This is a genomic window from Agromyces sp. Y575 (assembly GCF_059445445.1).
In genome coordinates this window covers 403,013-423,895 of the sequence record NZ_JCAIUI010000001.1, presented here as the reverse complement: position 1 = coordinate 423,895, position 20,883 = coordinate 403,013, and the positions used below count along the sequence as shown (strand labels likewise).

Below are 20,883 nucleotides of genomic sequence, written 5' to 3'. Positions count from 1 at the left end.
CAGCGGATGTCTCGGCAGACTCCCACGCTCGGAAGAGTCGCTCGTGCGGGCTTCGCCGACCTCGACGGCGCTGCGACTGCACTCGCGGGGCTCTCGCTCGAGACGGGAATCGACGTCGAGCGACTGCTCGACCTCTTCGCCCAAGCCGCCGATCCCGACGAGGCGCTCGCGGTCGTGCAACGACTCCATGAGCAGGCTCCGGCCGAGCTCGCGGCGGTGCTCGCGCACGAGAGTGCCGCCGCGCGCCTGGCGCGGCTCATCGGCGCGTCGCGCGGTTTCGCCGAGTTCATGTTGCGACACCCCGCGGAGCTCACCGTCTTCGAACAGGTGCCGATCTCACCGCCGAGCGTCGACGACGCACGAGCATCGCTGCTCGCCGCGCTCGACGAGGTCTCGATCGCACCCGGCGACTCCGAGGCCGCTGCCAGCGCCATCCGCATCCGGTATCGCCGGTTGCTCGCCGACATCGCCGTGTTCGACCTCACACGGAGCAACCCGGTCGACGTTGTCGAGGTCGTCGCTGCTGGGCTCGCCGATCTCGCTGGGGCGACCCTCGACGCCGCGCTCGAAGCCGCTCGGCGCGTGATCACTCGCGATTCCGGTGCGACTGCGGCGCCCGGTCTGTATCTCGCAGCCGAGGTCGAGGCGACTCGGCTCGCGATCATCGGCATGGGCAAGGCAGGCGCCCGCGAGCTCAACTATGTCAGCGATGTCGACGTGATCTTCGTCGCTGAATCTTCCGACGAGACCGTCGTCTCCACGCCACGAGCCCTCGAGATCGCGACACGTCTCGCGATGCTCACGATGCGCATCATCGGCGAGCCCGGTATCGAGCCACCGCTGTGGGAGGTGGACCCGAACCTCCGGCCCGAAGGTAAAGACGGTGCGCTCGTGCGCACGCTCGAGTCGCACCTGCAGTACTACGAGCGTTGGGCGAAGAACTGGGAGTTCCAGGCCCTCCTGAAAGCCCGTCCACTCGCCGGCGACCACGACCTCGGACGCCGCTACGCCGATGGCGTCGCGCCGAAGGTGTGGACGAGCTCCAGCCGCGAGGGCTTCGTCGAGTCGGTGCAGGCCATGCGCGAGCGGGTCACCCAGCACATCCCGGCCGATGAAGTCGACGTGCAGATCAAGCTCGGGCCCGGCGGCATCCGTGACATCGAGTTCACCGTGCAGTTGCTGCAACTCGTGCATGGCGCGACCGACGACGGCATCCGTCAGGGCGGCACCCTGCCCGCCCTCGCAGCTCTCGCAGAGCGCGGCTACGTCGGGCGGGAGGAGGCGGCGGAGTTCGCCCGCGACTACCGGGTGCTGCGGGTGCTCGAGCACCGCGTGCAGCTCGAACGGCTTCGTCGCACCCACCTCATGCCTCGCGACGAGCATCGGCTCCGAGTACTCGCGCGCGCCTCCGGTCTCGGTCGTACCGCCGGTGAACTCACGACGGTGTGGCAGAGCACCCGTCAACGGGTGCGCGGCCTGCACGAACGCCTCTTCTACCGCCCCCTGCTCTCGGCGGTCGCGGCGTTGCCAGCATCCGGTCTCGGGCTCACGAGCGACCAGGCTGAGGCACGTCTGGCGGCGATCGGTTTCCGCGACCCGCGGGGAGCGCTTGCGCACATCGCCGCGCTCACCACCGGTGTGTCGAGGCGCGCGCAGATCCAGCGGCACTTGATGCCGGTGCTGATCTCCTGGTTCGCCGATGGAACGGACCCCGACTTCGGGCTGTTGTCGTTCCGCCGCCTGAGCGACACCCTCGGCACCACGCACTGGTATCTGCGGCTGCTCCGCGACTCGTCAGACGCTGCGCTCCGATTGACGAGGGTGCTGACCGGCTCCCGCTTCGCGGCAGAGCTGCTCGAGCGCAGCCCCGAGGCGGTCGCCTGGCTCGAAGACATCGACGAGTTGCGCCCTCGGTCGCTCTCGGCGCTCGAAGACGAGACTCGCGCGGTGCTCCGACGGCACGAGCAGCCCGATGCCGCCGCGAAGATCTTCCGTGCCATCCGGCGCCGTGAGGTGCTGCGGCTGGCGCTGTCCGCCATCCTCGACGTCTGCACCGTCGAGGAGCTCGGGCACGGGTTGAGCGACGTGACCGAGAACCACATCGCTGCACTCGTTGCGGCCATCAGGGCTCCCGAGCCCGACGGCATCGAGTTCGCTGTCATCGGCATGGGGCGGTTCGGCGGGCGCGAACTGGGCATCGGCTCGGACGCCGACATCATCTACGTCTATCGGGCGACGGATGCCGCGGCCGACGCCGCGCATTCGCGGGCGCTGCGCGTCGTCGCCGAGCTCGTGCGCCTCAGCGAAGACGCGCGCCTGCCGTTCGATCTCGATGCCGATCTGCGCCCTGAGGGACGAAACGGGGTCGTCGCCCGCTCACTCGACGCGTACCGCGCGTACTACGCGAGGTGGTCGCTGACGTGGGAGGCGCAAGCGCTGCTGCGGGCCAGAGGCGTCGCTGGCGACCGTGGGCTGGTCGATGCGTTCACGGAACTCGCCGACACCGTGCGATACCCGGTCTCGATCAGCGAGCACGATGTGCGAGAGGTGAAGCGCATCAAGGCACGCGTCGAGAACGAGCGGCTGCCGCAGGGCGCCGACCCGACCCGGCACCTCAAACTCGGGCGAGGTTCCCTCTCCGACGTGGAGTGGTTCGTGCAGCTCGTGCAACTGCAACACGCCGCCGAAGTTCCAGCGCTCCGCACGACCTCGACGCTTGACGCTTTGGCGGCCGCCGTCGAGTACGACCTCGTCGAGGCATCCGACGCTGAAACGCTTCGCGCAGCCTGGGTGTTCGCCTCGCGAGCGCGCTCTGCGCTCACCTTGTGGCTCGATCGCACCACTGACGTGCTGCCGGTCGAGCGGTCGCAGCTCGAGGGTGTCGCCCGCATCATGGGCTACCCGCCCGGTTCGGCGACGCAGCTCGAACAGGATTACCTCCACGTCACGCGCCGCGCGCGGGCCGTGTTCGATCGTGGTTTCTACGGCATCGAGGTGCGGCGAGAACCCACCTCCGGGTGAGGTGTTCGGCTTTGCCTCGACCGAACCTGTGAACGGCGAATGGGCCCGCCCCGCCGAAGCGGTGCGGGCCCATTCAGGTCGGATCTGTTGTCTGCTGGTGATGCAGGCACAGATCCTGGGGACAGCAGAGCAGGCTGCAGTTATCTAGACGCCGTAGTAGAGCTCGAACTCGAACGGGTGCGGACGCTGGGCCAGCGGCTTCAGCTCCTTCTCGCGCTTGTAGTCGATCCACGTCTCGATGAGCTCCTTGGTGAACACGCCGCCCTCGAGGAGGAAGTCGTGGTCGGCCTCGAGCGCTGCGAGAGCTTCGCCGAGCGAACCGGGAACCTGAGGGATCGACTTGGCCTCCTCGGGCGGGAGCTCGTAGAGGTCCTTGTCGACGGGCTCGTGGGGCTCGATACGGTTCTTGATTCCGTCGAGGCCCGCCATGAGCTGCGCGGCGAAGGCGAGATACGGGTTGCCCGAGGCATCCGGCGCGCGGAACTCGATGCGCTTGGCCTTCGGGTTGGTGCCCGTGATCGGAATGCGGATCGAGGCCGAGCGGTTGCCGGCCGAGTACACGAGGTTCACGGGAGCCTCGAAACCCGGCACCAGGCGGTGGTAGGAGTTCACCGTGGGGTTCGTGAACGCGAGCACTGCGGGCGCGTGCTTGAGCAGACCGCCGATGTACCAGCGTGCGAGGTCGGAGAGCCCGCCGTAGCCGGCCTCATCGTAGAAGAGCGGCTTGCCTTCGCTCCAGAGCGACTGGTGGGTGTGCATGCCCGAGCCGTTGTCACCGAAGAGCGGCTTCGGCATGAACGTCGCCGTCTTGCCCCACTGCTCGGCGGTGTTCTTGACGATGTACTTGAACTTCAGGATGTCGTCGGCCGCGTGCACCATCGTGTCGAAGCGGTAGTTGATCTCGGCCTGGCCGCCCGTGCCGACCTCGTGGTGGCTGCGCTCGAGGATCAGGCCGGCGTCGATGAGCTTCAGGCAGATGTCGTCGCGCAGGTCGGCCTGCTTGTCGACCGGTGACACCGGGAAGTAGCCGCCCTTGTAGGGGGTCTTGTTAGCGAGGTTGCCGCCGTCTTCGGTGCGGCCCGAGTTCCAGGCACCCTCTTCGGAGTCGACCGAGTAGAAGCTGGAGTGCTGGTTCACTTCGTAGCGCACGTCGTCGAAGACGTAGAACTCGGCCTCGGGGGCGAAGAACGCGGTGTCGGCGATGCCCGTCGAGGCGAGGTACTTCTCGGCCTTCTTCGCGATCTGGCGCGGGTCCTTCGCGTAGATCTCGCCGTTTCGCGGGTTGTAGATGTCGAACACCATGATGAGCGTGCGCTCGGCGCGGAAGGCGTCGACGTACGCGGTCGTCACGTCGGGGATCAGCTGCATGTCCGACTCGTGGATGTTCGCGAATCCGCGGATCGAGGAGCCGTCGAAGAGCTGGCCGACGGTGAAGAACTCCTCATCGACGGTGGATGCCGGGATGTTGAAGTGCTGCTGCACGCCCGGAAGATCGGTGAAGCGGATGTCGAGGAACTTGACATCCGTCTCTTTGATGAACTTGAGAACTTCGGACGAATCACTGAACATGTGACGGAATCTCCAAGGGGGCGGATGGACCGGACGGACTTTCACAGCCGGTAGTGACGCTAGCCGGGTGCCGTTTCCCTGCCGTGACCGGAATGTTTCGGCCATGTTACGCCGAGAGCGGCTCGGTAGACTCATCGGGTGCCTGACGCGAAACCCCAGACCTTCGGAGACCTCGAGCCGAACCGGTGGCCGGGAGAACGACTCGGACTTCCGGCCGAAGGCCGAGGCTCAGTCGCCCGCGCAGGCCGGCGCATCGCTGCACTCGCGATCGATTGGGCGACCGCGATGCTCACCGCGTTGCTCTTCACGCCGTACGAATCGTCGGCTTACACGTGGGTGACGACGCTGGCGTTCGCGGCGCTACAGATCGTGTTCATCCCGACACTCGGCGGAAGCATCGGACATCGTCTGCTCGGCATGTACGTCGTGCCGCTCTCGGGCGGTTGGGTCGGCGTCTGGCGTCCGCTCGTGCGCACCGCGCTGCTCCTCCTGGTCGTGCCCGCGCTCATCTGGGACGCCGATCAACGCGGCTTCCACGACAAGCTCGCCGGCACGGTGCTCATCCGGTCTTGAGTGATCCTGACCCGAGTCGCTGAACGTGGTCGAAGAGCGGATCAGCGCATCTTGCCGCGTTGCGGGCGGGCCTTCATCGGGTCGATGCCCTTGGGGATCGGAAGCGAAGTCTGCAGCGAGTTCAGCCGGTTCGAGACGGCGAGTACCTCGGGCTTGGTGAGCGACCGCTTCGTCTTGCGCAGCGCCGCGGGGAGCCGGTGAAGCTCGATCGATCCTTCGTCGTTTCCGACCGAGATGAGGGTGATCGGCACGTTGGGCAGGATTCGTGTCACCTTGCGCTGCTCGTCATCGAGCATGCGCTTCGTGCGAGTGGTCGGGCCTTCGCTGATGAGGGCGACACCGCCGCGGCCGACCGCGCGATAGACCGCGTCCTGCGTCTTGCCGTTCACGGCCACCGGCATCTCGTTGCCCACCCAGCCGCCGCGGAGACCACTGCGGAGCACCGCGCCGACGGCACCGGGCTGACCCTCGATCTGCGAGTATGCGGCGCGTTCGGCGCGACGGCCGAGGATCACGAGCGCGATGAGCAGGCCGGCGAGGACGCCGGCAACGACCCAGAGAGCGATCGTGAGGCCATTGCCCTCGCCGAGCCAGAGTGCCAGACCGAGGCTGACGAGCACTGGGGCGAGGAAGCCGAGGAGCATGAGCCACTGCGCGGTGGGGTCGTAGCGGCGGGTCATCTGGAAGACCTGCCACATCTGCTTCATGCGGCCGGGCTCCTTCTGAGCCTTCGATGCGTCCTTGGTGCGTGCCATGGTCTCAAGGATACCGGCGCAGCGGGCCGTCTCGGACCGCGATATTCGAGCGGCCTGAGACTTGGATGTCGCGAGCCGACCGCCTGCGCGATTGAGCCCCGCGACGACGAAGTCGAGCATGGTGTTCGTGCCGAGGTCACTCCTCCTCAACACCCGGCGTTCCGCGAGCCGGTCCACCAACGGTGGTCGATCGCGATTCGCACGGTCACTGCAGACGCAGGCTGACTCCATGGTTCGACATGGCAGAGGGGTTCCCGCCGATACGTTGCCCGAAGGGCAGCCGCCACCGTCTTCGACGCTCGCGGGCTATCGCCTGCTGCGCCGCATCGCCTCCGGTGAACGAGCTGATGTGTTCCTCGCCACCGTCGATCGCCCTGCCGAAGCCGACAACGCCGAGCCTGCCCCACTGGTAGCCGTGCGGGTGTACGGCGCAGAAGTGCCCGGCGCCTCGATCGCGGCCGAGATCGAGGCGATGTCGACGGATGCCTCGGGCTCACTGCCCGAGCTCTTCGATATCGCCTCCCTCGACGACGGGCGCTGCGCGGTGGCGGTCGAGCGCCTGAGCGGACCCTCAGTTGCTCGGATCATCGGCGAACGAACCCTCACGCCCGGCGAAGCGGTCACGATTCTCGCGCCGATCGTGGTCACCGTAGCCGAGCTCGCGCGGCTCGGTTTCGTGCATACACGGCTCTCACCCGGTGACGTGTTGCTCGATGATCTGGGGCGGCCGCGCCTGATCGGGCTGGGGAGGCTCGAGCGTCTGCCGGCTGCCGCACACGCCCGCACTCCGGTTGTTCGAGCCGGGCACGTCGCCCTCGCTGAGTTCGTCGACGAGGTGATCAATGCGACTCGGCCGTCCGAAGAGCTCGCTGCGGCGGCCGAGCTCTTGCGCAATCGGCTGACGGCGCGGCCCTTCACTCCGTGCGAAGCCGAGCTCGAGCGCGCGCTGTTCGCGGCCGCCGCTCCGACGCCGATCGGCGGTCAGGTCGTTCGTGCCCGCCGCGCAGGTCTGCCGGCGCGGGTGACCGCCCCGCTCGAGCCGCAGGCAACGGCGGCAGACCTCGGCGACGCCACCCGGGCCGACCATGCCGTGCCCGACCGTCGCAGGGGGCTCCGGACGCTACTCGAGCTGGCACAATTGCCGGGCTTCCTCGCTCGCAATCCAGAAGATGTTCACCGCGGCACCGACCGCGATGGCCGGTCCGGTGGCCGTGGTCGCCTCCGAGATGCCGTGCGGCGTCGTCGGCCGGCGCTCCTCGTCGCCGGGCTCGTCGGCGGGGGAGTACTCGTGCTGTTGCTGACCCTCGTTCCCCCCGCGACGGCCGGCTCCGCTGAAGGTCCAATCGCCGGAGGTGGCGCCAGTGCAGTCCCCGAAGCACCCGAGGCAGGTGACGACAGCGATGCCGCGAACGTCGCAGTCGCACCCGGTGCGGACCCATCGGTCGATGACGGGTCGCCGCCATCCGAATCCGACGCGTCGACCGGCGGCGACGTCGTCGCGGCCGCCGTCTCACTGCTCGATCGTCGTGCCGAGTGCTTTGCCGCCCTCGACCTGGCGTGCCTGTCAGGGGTGCTGCAACCGGGATCCGTGAGTGAAGCCGAAGATGCCGCCGACATGGCCGTCGCCCGTGATGGAGGCGGCACCCCGCCTGCATTCGACTCGAGCCGCATCACGGTCATTGCGGAGATGGGCTCGGCGGTATTACTGACCGTTCCGTTTGCCGTCGACGAACGAGAACCGGCCTCGCTCCTCGTGATGAGGGGCGAGGCCGGTTGGCGACTGCGTGAGATCTTCGACTAGATGCCGAGATCGGCTTCGAAGGCTCCTTCTTCGAGGCGGCTCTTGACCGCCGTGAGGAAGCGGGCAGCGTCGGCGCCATCGATGATGCGGTGATCGTACGAGAGCGCCAGGTAGACCATCGAGCGCACGGAGATCGCGTCGGCGCCGTCGGTCGAGACGACGACGGGCCGCTTGACCACGATGCCGGTGCCGAGGATCGCGGACTGGGGCAGGAACACGACGGGTGTGTCGAAGAGCGCCCCGCGTGATCCCGTGTTCGTCAGGGTGAATGTGCCACCCGAGAGCTCGTCGGGCTTCAGCTGGTTGTTGCGCGTCCGGTCTGCGAGATCGGCGATCTGTGCCGCGAGGCCGGCGAGGTCGAGCTCGGCGGAGTCGCGGATGACCGGAGTCAGAAGGCCACGCTCGGTGTCGACCGCGATGCTCATGTTCTCCTGCGCCGGATAGACGATGGTGTCGCCATCGACGGTGGAGTTGATGATCGGGTACGCGCGGAGCGCCTCGGCGGCGGCCATGGCGAAGAACGGCAGGAAGGAGAGCTTGTTGCCGGTCTTGGCGAGGAAGTCGCCCTTCACCTTGTCGCGCAGGCGCGCGACACGGGTCACGTCGACCTCGACCACGGTCGTGAGCTGCGCGGTCGACGTCATCGACACGACGGCGCGTTCGGCGACGACCTTGCGCAGTCGCGTCATCGGCACCGTGGTGCCGCGCAACGGCGAGACCTCGAGCGGCTGACGCGTCGCGACCGGTGCTGCGGATGCCGCGGGTGCGGTGTTCGCCGAGATGACATCCTGCTTGCGGATGCGACCGCCGACACCGGTTCCGGTGACACTCGCGAGGTCGACGCCCTGCTCGTTGGCCAACTTGCGCACGATGGGCGTCACGTATCCGGCGGAGCCGGCGTGGGCGCCACCGGTCGGGGCGGTCTCGGGCGCAGGTGCGGCGGACGCCGGGGCGACAGGCGCAGCCTCTGCTGCCGGAGCGGGAGCAGCCGGGGCAACAGGCTCAGCGACTGGAGCGGGAGCAGCCGGGGCAACAGGCTCAGCGACTGGAGCGGGAGCAACCGGGGCTGCCGGCTCAGCGACTGGAGCGGGAGCAGCCGGGGCTGCCGGCTCAGCGACAGGAGCAACCGGCTCGGCCGCGGGTGCTGCCGGAGCAGGAGCAACCTGCTCGGCTACAGGGGCAGGGGCCGGAGCAACAGGCACGGCCGCCGGCGCAACCGGCGCTGCCGTGGGCTCCGGGGCAGCGGCGGGTGCTGCTGCTTCGGGGGCGACAACGGGTGCCTCTGCCTCAGGAGCAGCGGGTGCTGCACCCGACCCGGAACCATCGCCGATGGTCACGAGCGCGGTGCCGACCTCGACGGTCTCGTCCTCTTGGACGAGGATCGCCTCGATGACACCCGCGACGGGTGACGGGATCTCCGTGTCGACCTTGTCGGTCGAGACCTCGAGCAGCGGCTCGTCGACCTCGACACGGTCACCGACATTCTTCAGCCAGCGGGTGACCGTGCCCTCAGTGACACTCTCTCCGAGTGCCGGGAGGCTGACGGATTCGCTCATGCGCTTGTCTCCTTCACAGCGTGGGAACGCTTTCTAGCTTATTGCAGTCGTCGATACGTACGACGGGTTCAGATGGCATGAAGCGGCTTGCCTGCCAGCTTCAGCACGGCCTCGCCGAACGCCTCGCCCTGGGTCGGGTGGGCGTGGATGAACGGGGCGATGTCTTCAGGGTAGGCCTCCCAGTTCACGGCGAGCTGGGCCTCGGCGATCAGCTCGCCGACTCGGCCGCCGATCATGTGCACTCCGACGATCGGTCCGTCGTTGACGCGCACGACCTTGACCGAACCGGTGGTGCCGAGGATGCTGCTCTTGCCGTTGCCTGCGAGGTTGTACTCGTAGGCCGACACCTGGTCGGCGCCGAACTTCTCGGCAGCCTTCGCCTCGGTGTAGCCGACGGAGGCCACCTCGGGCTCGCAGTACGTGATCTTCGGGATGTTGACATCCTCGACGATGATCGGCGAGAGACCCGCGATCTCTTCGGCGATGAAGATGCCCTGCTGGTAGCTGCGGTGCGCGAGTTGGAGGCCGGGCACGATGTCGCCGGCGGCGTAGACACCCGGCACGCTCGTCTCGAGACGATCGTTCGTGATCACGAAACCGCGATCGATCGTGACGCCGGCCTCTTCGTAGCCGAGGTTCTGGGTGACCGGCCCGCGCCCGACGGCGACGAGCAGCAGCTCGGCCTCGTAGGTGGTGCCGTTCTCGAGCGTGACCACGACACCGTCATCGTTCTGGGTCACGCTCTGGAATCGAACGCCGAGCGAGTACTCGATGCCCCGCTTGCGGAAGGCGCGCTCGAGCTGCTTGGAGATCGTCTCCTCTTCGTTGGGTACGAGGTGGGGGAGCGCTTCGATGATGGTCACCTCGGCGCCGAAGGACTTCCACACGCTCGCGAACTCGACGCCGATGACGCCGCCGCCGAGCACGGCGACCTTCTTCGGGATGAAGTCGAGCTCGAGCGCTTGCTCGCTCGTGATGACGCGGCCGTTGATTTCGAGGCCGGGCAGCGAGCGCGAGTACGAACCGGTCGCGAGCACGACGTTCTTGCCGACGTAGCGGTCGTCGCCGACGGCCACCGTGTTGGCGCCGACGAGTCGGCCCACACCGGCGACCACGGGGATGCCGCGGGCCTTCAGCAGGCCCTGCAGGCCCTTGAACTTGCTCGCCACGATGCCCTCGCGATACGCGGAGACCCCGGCGATGTCGATGCCCTCGAATGCGGTCTTCACGCCGTACTTCGCGGACTCCCGCGAAACCTCGGCGACCTCCGCCGAATGCAGCAGGGCCTTCGTCGGGATGCAGCCGCGGTGCAGACATGTGCCGCCGAGTTTGTCCTTCTCGATCACCACGGCCGTGAGGCCGAGTTCAACGGCGCGGATCGCAGCCGCGTAGCCCGCGCTGCCTCCGCCCAGGACGACAATGTCAAAGTTCTGCTCGGACAACCGCAATCTCCCTTGCGCACCAGATCTGCGACACGGACTGTCTCCGGTTGGTTGCCGGGACAGGGTGTATGGGCGACGTTCTCGCCCATATGACCTTACTACTTGGCGGCGAGCCGCTCGCCCAGCCGAACGAGGGTGCGGACCGCGGCGCCGGTGGCGCCCGTGCCGGTGTATCCGTAGCCGCCGCCGGTGTTGTTCGACGGCCCCGCGATGTCGATGTGCGCCCACGGAATGCGTACGTCGGTGCCCTCACGGGTACCCACGAACTCGCGCAGGAACACGCCGGCCAGGAGCATTCCGGGGACCGTCATGCCCAGCTTGGTGTTCGTCAGGTCGGCGACATCCGACTTCAAGTACTGCATGAGATCGCGGGGAAGGGGCATCGGCCAGGTGCGTTCGTCGACCTGCTCCGCTGCGTCGCGCACTTGCTCGACGAGGTCGTCGTCGCCCATGACGCCGGCGATGCGATGACCGAGTGCGACGACCTGCGCGCCAGTGAGCGTCGCGACGTCGACGATCGCGTCGGGCTGCTCTTCGCTCGCCGCGACGAGGCCGTCGGCGAGCACGAGACGGCCCTCGGCGTCGGTGTTGATCACTTCGACGGTCTTGCCGCCGCGGATGCGCAGCACGTCGTTCGGCCGCACCGCAGTCGAGGAAGGCAGGTTCTCGGCGAGGCAGAGCCATCCGGTGATGCGGATCGGCGCCTCGAGTTCGGCCAGTGCCACCATGGCCGCCAGGATCGCCGCGGCCCCGGCCATGTCGGTCTTCATGCCGACCAGCGAGCCCATGGGCTTCAGCGAAATGCCGCCCGAATCGTAGGTGATGCCCTTGCCGACGAGTGCCAGGTGAACGGATGCCCCGACCGGCGCATACTCGAGGCGCACGAGCCGCGGGCCGCGGCTCGACCCCCGGCCCACCGCGAGGATTCCGGAGAAGCCGTCGGCGGCGAGCGCCTCTTCGTCCCATACCCGGGAGGTGATGCCGACGGCAGTTGCCGCCTCCACGGCGATCTCGGCGAGACGCGCCGGGAACAGGTCGGCAGGCGGCATGTTGACGAGGTCTTTGGTGCGTGCAACCGCAGTGACGACCGCGCGCACCCGGTCGATGCCGACCGCGCGCTCATCGAAGGTGGAATGAAGGGTGATCTGCGTCGGGCGCGGCTTCGGGTCGGAGCGGTATTCGCCGTAGCCGTAGGCGCCGAGCGCCGCGCCTTCGAGCAGGGCGGCAGCCTCGTCGGCATCGTCGGTCGGGATGGCGATCGCCACGGAGAGCGGGCCGTTGAGCTGGCGCAGCGCGCTGCCGGCGGCGAGACGGAGGCTCGCGGCATCCGCTCGGTCGCCGATGCCGGCCACGGCCACGATTCGCGGTCCGCCGTCGGGAGCCGGCAGCCGCACGAATTCATCGGGTGCACCGCCGATGTCGAACACGTCGAGAAGCGGTGTCACCCACTCGAATCCGGGCGCGGCGAGGAGCTCTGCGCCCTCTGCGCCCTTGCGTGCGGCGAGCACGACGACGTCGGCGTCGGAAGAGGCTGCGGGAGAGTCGGTCACGGAAAGGGTCGGAACGGGCATGCAGCCGATCGTACGTGTTCGCTCTCGGCATCACGCCCACGGAGCCGATCCGGAGGAGGTCTCCGTCGACCTCAGTAGGCTGATGACATGCGCGAACCTCGTTCCCTCTACGAGCTGAACCCCGATGTGGTGGTGCCCTCGGGCCTGCCGCTCGTCGCGGGACTCACGGGCTTCGCCGACGCAGGGGCGGCCGTCGCGCAAACCGCCGAGTACCTGCTCGCAACCCTCGACAGCATGGTCGTGGCGACGTTCGACGCCGACGAGCTGCTCGACTATCGCGCGCGCCGCCCGATCATCCTCTTCGAGGGCGATCACCTGGCCGACTACACGCCGCCGCGACTCAGTCTCGACCTCGCGACCGACGAGCTCGGGCAGCCGTTCCTGCTCCTCACCGGCTACGAGCCCGACTTCCAGTGGAAGCGGTTCAGTGCTGCGGTGCTCGGTCTGATCGAGCAGTTCGAGGTGTCGACGACGACCTGGATCAATTCGATCCCCATGCCGGTGCCGCACACGCGTGCGATCGGCGTCACGGTCAGCGGCAACCGTGCAGATCTCATCGAGGCGATGTCGATCTGGCGGCCCACGACGCAGGTGCCCGCGAACGCGCTGCACCTCGTGGAGTACCGACTGCAGGAGCTCGAGCACCCGACGACCGGATTCGTCCTGCTCATCCCGCACTACCTTTCCGACGCCGAATACCCATCGGCGGCGATCGCCGCCCTCGAGGCGATCAGCGCGGCGACCGGCCGCATCTTCCCGACCGATGCGCTCCGCGAACAAGGACGTGAGTTCGTCGCACGCATCGATGAGCAGGTCTCCGAGAACCCTGAACTCGCCAAGCTCGTCGGCACCCTCGAGCAGCGACATGATTCCTACATGGAGGGCACGACGCTGCGCTCACCGCTCACCGACGAAGACGGCGAGCTGCCCTCCGCCGATGAGATCGCGGCTGAGCTCGAGAAGTTCCTCGCGTACCGTCGCACGAACGACGGCGACACGCCGCGCGGGGTCTGAGCGACCAGGGAATTCCGGTCACGTCGCCGACGTTCTCATTACCGAGGGCGCGGGCCGCCAGCATCGGGAGCGATCCGGTGTATCGGTCTGTATAATGGTGATCAGGACCCGTTCTGGTCCGCCGGCGTGACACCCTCGCACCGAACAAGCGGACTTGACATGGGTCCTCGTAGTGTCCGAAAACGACATGATGTCCGAAAACGACCGGCCGAGTGCACGAGCCGCGCCCGAACGGGTACACGCCGCACGACGGTAGGAGAGGTTCAACGAATGGCAACGACGAAAGCCGCGACGAAGGCTGCGAGCGAGGCGGACAAGCCCGCCGTGAAGCGCGCGTCGGCCGCGAAGTCGACCGCCGCGAAGACGACGGCGAAGGCGGCGGCTACGCCTGTGGCGAAGGCGCCGCGCACGGCCACCGCGAAGGCACCGGCCAAGCCGAGAGGCAAGGCCAAGGTCGGCGAAGAAGAGACTGAAGAACTCGAGGCGGTCGATGTCGAGGCCGATGCGGGTGATGATGACGACGCGAAGCCCGTTGCGGTCGAGCCGCACCCCACGGGTGCGCTCGTGCTGCGCGCGGTCGACGACGAAGACGAGGTCCCTGTCTACTCGAGCGCCATCACGGGTGCGACGGCCGACCCCGTCAAGGACTACCTGAAGCAGATCGGCAAGGTCGCGCTCCTGAACGCGGCCGAAGAGGTCGAGCTGGCGATGCGCATCGAGGCGGGCCTGTTCGCCGAAGAAAAGCTCTCGCACATGTCCGATGCCGAGAAGCGTTCGCAACTCGGTCGTGAGCTGCAGTGGGTCGCGAAAGACGGACAGCGCGCGAAGAGTCACCTCCTGGGTGCGAACCTGCGCCTGGTCGTCTCGCTCGCGAAGCGCTACACCGGTCGTGGCATGCAGTTCCTCGACCTCATCCAAGAGGGCAACCTGGGTCTCATCCGTGCGGTCGAGAAGTTCGACTACACCAAGGGATTCAAGTTCTCGACCTACGCGACGTGGTGGATCCGCCAGGCGATCACGCGCGCCATGGCCGACCAGGCACGCACCATCCGCATCCCGGTGCACATGGTCGAGGTCATCAACAAGCTCGCCCGCGTGCAGCGCCAGATGCTGCAAGATCTCGGCCGCGAGCCCACGCCCGAAGAGCTGAGCCGCGAGCTCGACATGACCCCCGAGAAGGTCATCGAGGTGCAGAAGTACGGCCGCGAGCCGATCTCGCTGCACACACCGCTCGGTGAAGACGGCGACAGCGAGTTCGGTGACCTCATCGAAGACACCGAAGCGGTCGTCCCGGCCGACGCGGTCGGCTTCACGATGCTGCAGAAGCAGCTCGAGTCGCTGCTCGACTCGCTCAGCGAGCGCGAGGCCGGCGTCATCCGCATGCGCTTCGGCCTCGGTGACGGCATGCCGAAGACCCTCGACCAGATCGGTGACACGTTCGGAGTCACGCGCGAGCGCATCCGCCAGATCGAGTCGAAGACGATGGCGAAGCTCCGCCACCCCTCGCGCTCGCAGTCGCTCCGCGACTACCTGGAGTAGGCCACCAGTGCGCTACGCCCCGGCGATCCTCGTCGGCAGGCTCACCCGATTCGCCGCCCGGCTGCGCAAGCCGGGCGGCGGATCGGCTGTTCCGGGCCTCGTCGTCAACCGCATCGCGCCCGGCTACCTGAAACGCACGCTCTCGGGGTTTCCGCAAGGACTCGTGGTCGTTTCGGGATCGAGTGGCAAGTCGACGACGACGAAGATGCTCGTCGCGATCCTTCGCGCCCATGGCGTCGACGTGTTCACGAATCCGTCGACCGCCAACATCAGTCAGGGGCTGACGTCGGCGCTGCTCGAACAGGCCGACTGGCGTGGGCGGGTACCCGGCGACGTCGCGGTGCTCGAGATGGACGAGGGCCATGGCGCCCTCGTCATGCAGGGTGTCGATGCGCGCGTCGTCACGCTCATGAACGTCATGGTCGACCAGATCGACCGATTCCACGACTCGGAGATGGTCGCGGCGATGCTCGAACGCATCGCAGCACGGGCTGGCGAGGCGGTCATCGTGAACGCCGACGACGCCTACCTCGAGCGCATCGCGAAGCGCGTGCCGCCGAATGTCGCCGTGCATCGCTTCGGGGTCGCACCCGAGGTGCTGGCTGCCGCCCCTCGCGGGCTCGGCTACACCGAGACGAGTGCCGCCCGACTGCCGACCGGCTCGGGCGTGCTCGTCGACTCGGTCGACGGCGCGGCCGCGGTGCTCGACGATGCTGGGTCATCCGTCGCGATCGGACTTCCAGCCCGTGGCATCCACTATGCGGTCGATGCTGCCGCTGCGTACGCGACGGCCAAGGCGGTTCTCACCGACCGGTTCTCGCCCGAGACGGCGTCGAGTGCGCTCAGCGCGATCCCCGCGGTGTTCGGGCGAGGCGAGCGCACACGCGTGCGCGGCCACGAGGTCGAGTTCGTGCTCGTGCAGAACCCCGCAAGCTACCAACTCAACGTCGACAGCATTGCGCCGGGCACCGAGCAGGTGTTGTTCGCGATCGGCTCCGACGTGCGCGACCCGTCGTACTTCTGGCCGACGGATGCCTCTTCGCTCGGCCGTGTCTCGATCGTGAGCGGGTCGAAGGCGGCTGAGGCCGCGTTGATGCTCGCATACGACGGCGTCGACATCGACCGCGTCGAGCCCGACCTTTCGCGTGCGCTCGACGACTTCCTCGCGATGCCGGTGCCTGCCGTCGGGGTGAAGACCATCGTCTTCACGGCCGATGCGATGCGCCGCACACGCGCCCATCTCGGACTCGCGGGAGCAGAATGACCCTCACCATCGTCTCGCTGCTGCCCGGGCTGGCGAACACCAACGGCGACGCGGAGAACGCGCGAGTGCTCGCATCCCGGGCGAACTGGGCCGGCGTGGCTGCTCAGGTCGTCGACGTCGAGGGGCCCGCCGACCTGCCCGAGCGGGTCGATGCGGTCGTCCTCGGTTCCGGCAGCGACGCTGCGCTCGATCAGAGCCGAGCTGCGCTCATCACGATGCACGACGAGCTGCGCCGTTGGGGCACCGAAGGTCTGCCCATCCTCTCGATCGGCACCGGATGGGAACTCTTGAGCTGGGGCATCGAGCTGGCCGACGGCCGTACCGTCGAGGGTCTTGGCATCCTTCCTGGCAGGGCGGTGCCTCGAGCCGGCCGAGTCACCGGCGACCTCGTCGTGAAGGTGCCTCGATTGGGAACCCTCGTCGGCTTCGAGAACCACGCCCGCGACTACGTCGGCGCGGAAGGCTCTCCGCTCGGCCGCGTGCAGGCCGGACACGGCAACGGACGTGAGTCGGGTCAAGAGGGCGTGGCCATGGGCAGTGTCTACGGCACTCACCTGCACGGACCGGTGCTCGCGAAGAATCCAGCGTTCGCCGATCATCTGCTCGGCATCATGGCCTCCCGTGCCGGGCTCGAGTACACCCCCGGAGAGCGGGCACGAACCGTCGACGGGTACGCTTCGGCGGCTCGGGCGGCGCAACTCACCGCGGCCGGAGTAGCCGTCCCCGCGTCCTGACGGCGGTGGGCCGGGTCAGCGAGGTCGGATGCGAGCGAGGTCGGACGCTCAGCGCCGAGATGCCGGGAAACGACGAACGCCCCGGTTGGCCTGGGGCGTTCGCGAGTTCGTGTCAGTTGTTCGTGTCAGTTGCGGTCGTCAGCCAGCAGCTTGCTCGACTCGTCGTGCCAGCTGTGGGCGATCTGCGAGAGCTTCTCCTGGTGCTTGCGACCGTGGTGGGCGCAGAACAGCAGCTCGCCGCTCGCGACGACGACGCGGATGTACGCCTGCGCGCCGCACGCGTCACATCGATCGAGCGCGGTGAGCTCGTAAGGGGTCTCGAGTTCATCGACCGCACCGGTGGTCTCGGTGTATTGGGTCATGGCTCCTCCTTCGTCGCTCATGCTCGGTGTTCCGTTCATCAATGAAAACACGGGGGAGGCCTGGTTCCTTCCGTTGGGCCGGGCATTTCGCTCAGCGCGTAGCGTCTGACCAGATGTGTCGGTGCGGCTCAGTAAGCTTGACCGACGTGAGCTCCGACTATTCCGCCCGCCATCTCTCCGTGCTCGAAGGCCTCGAGGCCGTGCGCAAGCGCCCCGGCATGTACATCGGCTCGACCGACTCGCGTGGCCTCATGCACTGCCTCTGGGAGATCATCGACAACTCTGTCGACGAGGCGCTCGCAGGCCATGGCACCGACATCGGCGTGACGCTGCACCCCGATGGCAGCGTCGAAGTGCGCGACAGTGCACGCGGCATCCCGGTCGACATCGAACCGAAGACCGGGCTCTCGGGTGTCGAGGTCGTCTTCACGAAGCTGCACGCGGGCGGCAAGTTCGGCTCGGGTTCCTACGCGGCCTCAGGCGGTCTGCACGGCGTCGGCGCCTCCGTCGTCAACGCCCTCTCCGAGCGTCTCGATGTCGAGGTTGATCGTGACGGCAAGACCTGGGCGATGTCGTTCCATCGGGGCGAACCCGGCAACTTCGCCGACGCGGGGGCCCCGTCACCCGACGCCCCGTTCACGCCGTTCGAACAGCGCAGCGAGCTTCGTGTGGTCGGCAAGGTCCGCAAGGGCGTGACCGGCACGCGCATCCGATACTGGGCCGACCGTCAGATCTTCACGAAGGGTGCGGAGTTCCAGACCGAAGAGCTGCTCGGCCGCGCCCGACAGACGGCATTCCTCGTGCCCGGCCTCGCGCTCGACGTCACCGATGAACGCGGCGAGGCACCGCACACCACCTCGTTCCAGTTCGAGGGCGGCATCTCCGAGTTCGTCGAGCACCTGGCGTCCGATGCCCCGCTCACCGATATCTGGCGTCTGACCGGAGTCGGCCACTTCACCGAGACCGTTCCCGTGCTCACCGACGGCGGCGCCATGGTGCCCACCGAGCTGAAGCGCGAGTGCGCGGTCGATATCGCACTGCGATGGGGCACCGGGTACGACACGGTCATCCGTTCGTTCGTGAACATCATCGCGACCCCGAAGGGCGGCACCCATCAGGCGGGCTTCGATCAGGGGCTCCTGAAGTTCCTGCGCCAACAGGTCGAGCAGAACGCGCGACGTCTGAAGGCCGGAAACGACAAGCTCGAGAAAGACGACGTGCTCGCGGGTCTCACCGCAGTCGTCACCGTGCGCCTGCCCGAGCCGCAGTTCGAAGGACAGACGAAGGAGGTGCTCGGCACTCCGGCCGCGCGTGCCATCGTCTCCAGTGTGCTGACGAACGAGCTCGGCGCGCGTTTCACCTCCACGAAGCGCGACGACAAGGCGCAGTCGGCGCTGCTTCTCGACAAGGTCGTGGCCGAGATGAAGTCGCGCATCTCCGCGCGAGCCCACAAAGAGACACAGCGCCGGAAGAACGCGCTCGAGAGCTCCTCGTTGCCCGCGAAGCTCGTCGACTGCCGATCGAACGACGTTGCCCATAGCGAGCTCTTCATCGTCGAGGGCGACTCCGCGCTCGGCACGGCGAAGCTGGCTCGCGACAGCGAGCACCAGGCACTGCTGCCGATTCGCGGCAAGATCTTGAACGTGCAGAAGGCCAGCGTCGCCGACATGCTCGGCAACGCCGAGTGCGCCTCGATCATCCAGGTGATCGGAGCCGGCTCAGGTCGCAGCTTCGATCTCTCGACCGCACGCTACGGCAAGGTCATTCTGATGGCCGACGCCGACGTCGACGGTGCGCACATCCGCACGTTGCTTCTCACGCTCTTCTTCCGCTACATGCGACCGATGATCGAGAACGGCCGCGTTTTCGCCGCGGTGCCGCCGTTGCATCGCGTCGTGGTCATGAATCCGGGCTCGAAGCCCAATGAGACCATCTACACCTACTCCGAGGCCGAGCTGCAGGGGGTGCTCAAGAGGCTCGAGAAGCAGAAGAAGCGGTATCAAGACCCGATCCAGCGCTACAAGGGACTCGGCGAGATGGATGCCGACCAGCTCGCGACGACGACGATGGATCGTCGGCACCGCACCCTCCGCCGTGTCGGCATCGGCGATGCCGAGAACGCCGGACGCGTGTTCGAGCTGCTGATGGGCACCGACGTCGCGCCGCGCAAGGAGTTCATCATCGAGAGCTCCGACACGCTCGAGCGCGACCGCATCGACGCCTGACCGCGCCGAGCGCACGCGCGCTGTCGTCGGCCGCCGTGGGCGGGCACATGCGCTCTTCGGAGCACAAGTGGCTCGCGCTGCGGGCGATTTGCCGGTCAGGCCGACGGCCTGATGTTCTGGTTCAAGCGGAAGACGTTCGAGGGATCGTAGGCATCCTTCACCGCGACGAGCCGTGCAAGTTGCTCCGGACGGTACGCGCGCCGGAGCCCCGCCTCGCCCTCGTCCGAGAGCGCGTTAACGTACGCGCCACTCGCATACGGGGCGAGCGGTGCCGCATACGCGCGCGCGGCTGCGATCCGCCGCTCATCGTCGGCACGGTCCGTCCACTTCGAGGCCGCGACGAACTCGAACGCGGTATCGCGATGCGAAAAGGCGGTATCGTGTTCGCCGATGTCGGCGATCGCGCCGCCGTACGCCTGGATTTCCACGTTCGGCGGGTCGTCTCCGCCGCGGTCGAGCACGGCGTCGATGGCCGCGTCGCCGAACTCGGCGAAGTAGTGCCCCTTCCAGTAGCGACGCCACGCATACCCTTCGACATCGTCATCGCGTGTCTGCAGGTCGCGGTATGAGAGCGGCGTGATGTCGCGGAACGCAGGCTCGGCGACCGTGGCGATCGCGTCGGTGAACCTGTCGATGTACGCAGCGCCCGAGTCCGGGTCGCCGACCCAGATCGCCCCGAGAGACACGGTATCGGGCCCGAGGATGGCGGTCGACGTCGCCTGGCGCGGGGCATCCGGGCTGAGATCGCGCCAGCGACGCATCACGTCGCGGGCGCTGCTCGTCGGGTAGTGCAGCTCGGCCGAGATGGCGTGTCCAGACTCACGGTGCAGGGCAAAGACGAACTCGGTGACGATGCCGAAGTTGCCGCCACCGCCACGGAGACCCCAGTACAGTTCGGGGTGCGATTCGGCGCTGGCGCGCAGTACGTCACCCGCGGCCGTGACGACCTCGAACGCGACCACGTTGTCGCACGCGAGCCCGTGCTGCCGGGCGAGCCACCCCATGCCACCGCCGAGCGTCAGCCCGCCGACGCCGGTGTGCGACACGTTGCCCGCGGTCGTTGCGAGTCCGTGCGTCTGCGTCGCCTCGTCGAGGGCGCCGAGTAGGGCGCCGCCTTGCACATGGGCACGACGGCGCACCGGGTCCACCTGCACGTCGTTCATCAGACGAAGGTCGATCATGAGCCCGTCCTGAGGCACGGCGTGGCCGATGATGCCGTGCCCGCCGCAGCGAACGCCGATCTCGAGCCCGTGTTCGGTGGCGAATCGCACCGCCGCGATCACGTCGGCGGTCTGGGCGCACCGAACGATGTACCTCGGTCGTCGGTCGACCATCGCGTTCCAGATGGAGCGTGCCGCGTCATAGCCGGCATCGCCCGGCTCGAGCACCTCGCCCGTGAACAATGCCTGCAGGCTCGTCGGTGACATCGACTGCTCCATTCGCCGGGGCCGGTGGGG

15 protein-coding genes are annotated in these 20,883 nt (G+C 67.7%); 8 read left to right on the top strand and 7 right to left on the bottom strand.

Annotated features, from left to right (window positions below; all coding sequences use genetic code 11):
- Positions 1–6 precede the first annotated feature (6 nt).
- Positions 7–3,021, top strand: a complete 3,015-nt coding sequence (locus tag AC1C2U_RS02100) for a bifunctional [glutamine synthetase] adenylyltransferase/[glutamine synthetase]-adenylyl-L-tyrosine phosphorylase (RefSeq protein WP_495360066.1) — start codon at positions 7–9, stop codon at positions 3,019–3,021.
- 144 nt (positions 3,022–3,165) lie between these two features.
- Here the strand turns inward: AC1C2U_RS02100 and glnA are convergent, their stop codons facing one another.
- Entirely contained in the window at positions 3,166–4,590 is a 1,425-nt protein-coding gene (gene glnA / locus AC1C2U_RS02095; protein WP_495360065.1) for a type I glutamate--ammonia ligase, read from the bottom strand.
- Between the two features lie 138 nt (positions 4,591–4,728).
- On the opposite strand from glnA, the gene AC1C2U_RS02090 reads away from it, so the two are divergent.
- On the top strand, positions 4,729–5,163 hold the full coding sequence (locus AC1C2U_RS02090; RefSeq protein WP_495360064.1) for an RDD family protein: 435 nt from the start codon (positions 4,729–4,731) through the stop codon (positions 5,161–5,163).
- Between the two features lie 41 nt (positions 5,164–5,204).
- Here AC1C2U_RS02090 and AC1C2U_RS02085 read toward each other — a convergent pair whose 3' ends face one another.
- Positions 5,205–5,918 (bottom strand): DUF4191 domain-containing protein, encoded by a 714-nt coding sequence (locus AC1C2U_RS02085; RefSeq protein ID WP_495360063.1) that lies wholly within the window; start codon positions 5,916–5,918, stop codon positions 5,205–5,207.
- A gap of 229 nt (positions 5,919–6,147) precedes the next feature.
- Here AC1C2U_RS02085 and AC1C2U_RS02080 point away from each other — a divergent pair, with 229 nt between their 5' ends.
- Positions 6,148–7,719, top strand: a complete 1,572-nt coding sequence (locus tag AC1C2U_RS02080; protein ID WP_495360062.1) for a serine/threonine-protein kinase — start codon at positions 6,148–6,150, stop codon at positions 7,717–7,719.
- Here AC1C2U_RS02080 and sucB read toward each other — a convergent pair.
- From sucB to AC1C2U_RS02065, 3 genes are all read right to left on the bottom strand, one after another.
- Positions 7,716–9,275: a 2-oxoglutarate dehydrogenase, E2 component, dihydrolipoamide succinyltransferase gene (sucB, locus tag AC1C2U_RS02075; RefSeq protein WP_495360061.1), complete on the bottom strand. Its 1,560-nt coding sequence runs from the start codon at positions 9,273–9,275 to the stop codon at positions 7,716–7,718. The two genes, AC1C2U_RS02080 and sucB, sit on opposite strands and share 4 nt — an antisense overlap.
- Positions 9,276–9,343: 68 nt before the next feature.
- Complete coding sequence (gene lpdA, locus AC1C2U_RS02070; RefSeq protein WP_495360060.1) at positions 9,344–10,717, bottom strand: dihydrolipoyl dehydrogenase; 1,374 nt, start codon at positions 10,715–10,717, stop codon at positions 9,344–9,346.
- Positions 10,718–10,815: 98 nt separating this feature from the next.
- Positions 10,816–12,288 (bottom strand): leucyl aminopeptidase, encoded by a 1,473-nt coding sequence (locus AC1C2U_RS02065; protein WP_495360059.1) that lies wholly within the window; start codon positions 12,286–12,288, stop codon positions 10,816–10,818.
- 87 nt (positions 12,289–12,375) lie between these two features.
- Here AC1C2U_RS02065 and AC1C2U_RS02060 point away from each other — a divergent pair, with 87 nt between their 5' ends.
- The 4 genes from AC1C2U_RS02060 to AC1C2U_RS02045 all read left to right on the top strand — a co-directional run bounded on the left by AC1C2U_RS02060 (position 12,376) and on the right by AC1C2U_RS02045 (position 16,839).
- On the top strand, positions 12,376–13,302 hold the full coding sequence (locus AC1C2U_RS02060; protein ID WP_495360058.1) for a proteasome assembly chaperone family protein: 927 nt from the start codon (positions 12,376–12,378) through the stop codon (positions 13,300–13,302).
- Positions 13,303–13,461: 159 nt separating this feature from the next.
- Positions 13,462–14,841 (top strand): RNA polymerase sigma factor, encoded by a 1,380-nt coding sequence (locus AC1C2U_RS02055; RefSeq protein ID WP_495360057.1) that lies wholly within the window; start codon positions 13,462–13,464, stop codon positions 14,839–14,841.
- Between the two features lie 7 nt (positions 14,842–14,848).
- Positions 14,849–16,105, top strand: coding sequence for a Mur ligase family protein (locus AC1C2U_RS02050; RefSeq protein ID WP_495360056.1), 1,257 nt, complete (start codon positions 14,849–14,851; stop codon positions 16,103–16,105).
- Positions 16,102–16,839 (top strand): type 1 glutamine amidotransferase, encoded by a 738-nt coding sequence (locus AC1C2U_RS02045; protein WP_495360055.1) that lies wholly within the window; start codon positions 16,102–16,104, stop codon positions 16,837–16,839. Before AC1C2U_RS02050 ends, AC1C2U_RS02045 begins: the two co-directional genes overlap by 4 nt.
- A gap of 125 nt (positions 16,840–16,964) precedes the next feature.
- Here the strand turns inward: AC1C2U_RS02045 and AC1C2U_RS02040 are convergent, their stop codons facing one another.
- Positions 16,965–17,201 (bottom strand): DUF7455 domain-containing protein, encoded by a 237-nt coding sequence (locus AC1C2U_RS02040; RefSeq protein WP_495360054.1) that lies wholly within the window; start codon positions 17,199–17,201, stop codon positions 16,965–16,967.
- Between the two features lie 146 nt (positions 17,202–17,347).
- Here AC1C2U_RS02040 and AC1C2U_RS02035 point away from each other — a divergent pair, with 146 nt between their 5' ends.
- Positions 17,348–19,426, top strand: a complete 2,079-nt coding sequence (locus AC1C2U_RS02035) for a DNA gyrase/topoisomerase IV subunit B (protein ID WP_495360053.1) — start codon at positions 17,348–17,350, stop codon at positions 19,424–19,426.
- A gap of 95 nt (positions 19,427–19,521) precedes the next feature.
- Here the strand turns inward: AC1C2U_RS02035 and AC1C2U_RS02030 are convergent, their stop codons facing one another.
- Positions 19,522–20,853 (bottom strand): FAD-binding oxidoreductase, encoded by a 1,332-nt coding sequence (locus tag AC1C2U_RS02030; protein WP_495360052.1) that lies wholly within the window; start codon positions 20,851–20,853, stop codon positions 19,522–19,524.
- Between the last annotated feature and the right edge of the window lie 30 nt (positions 20,854–20,883).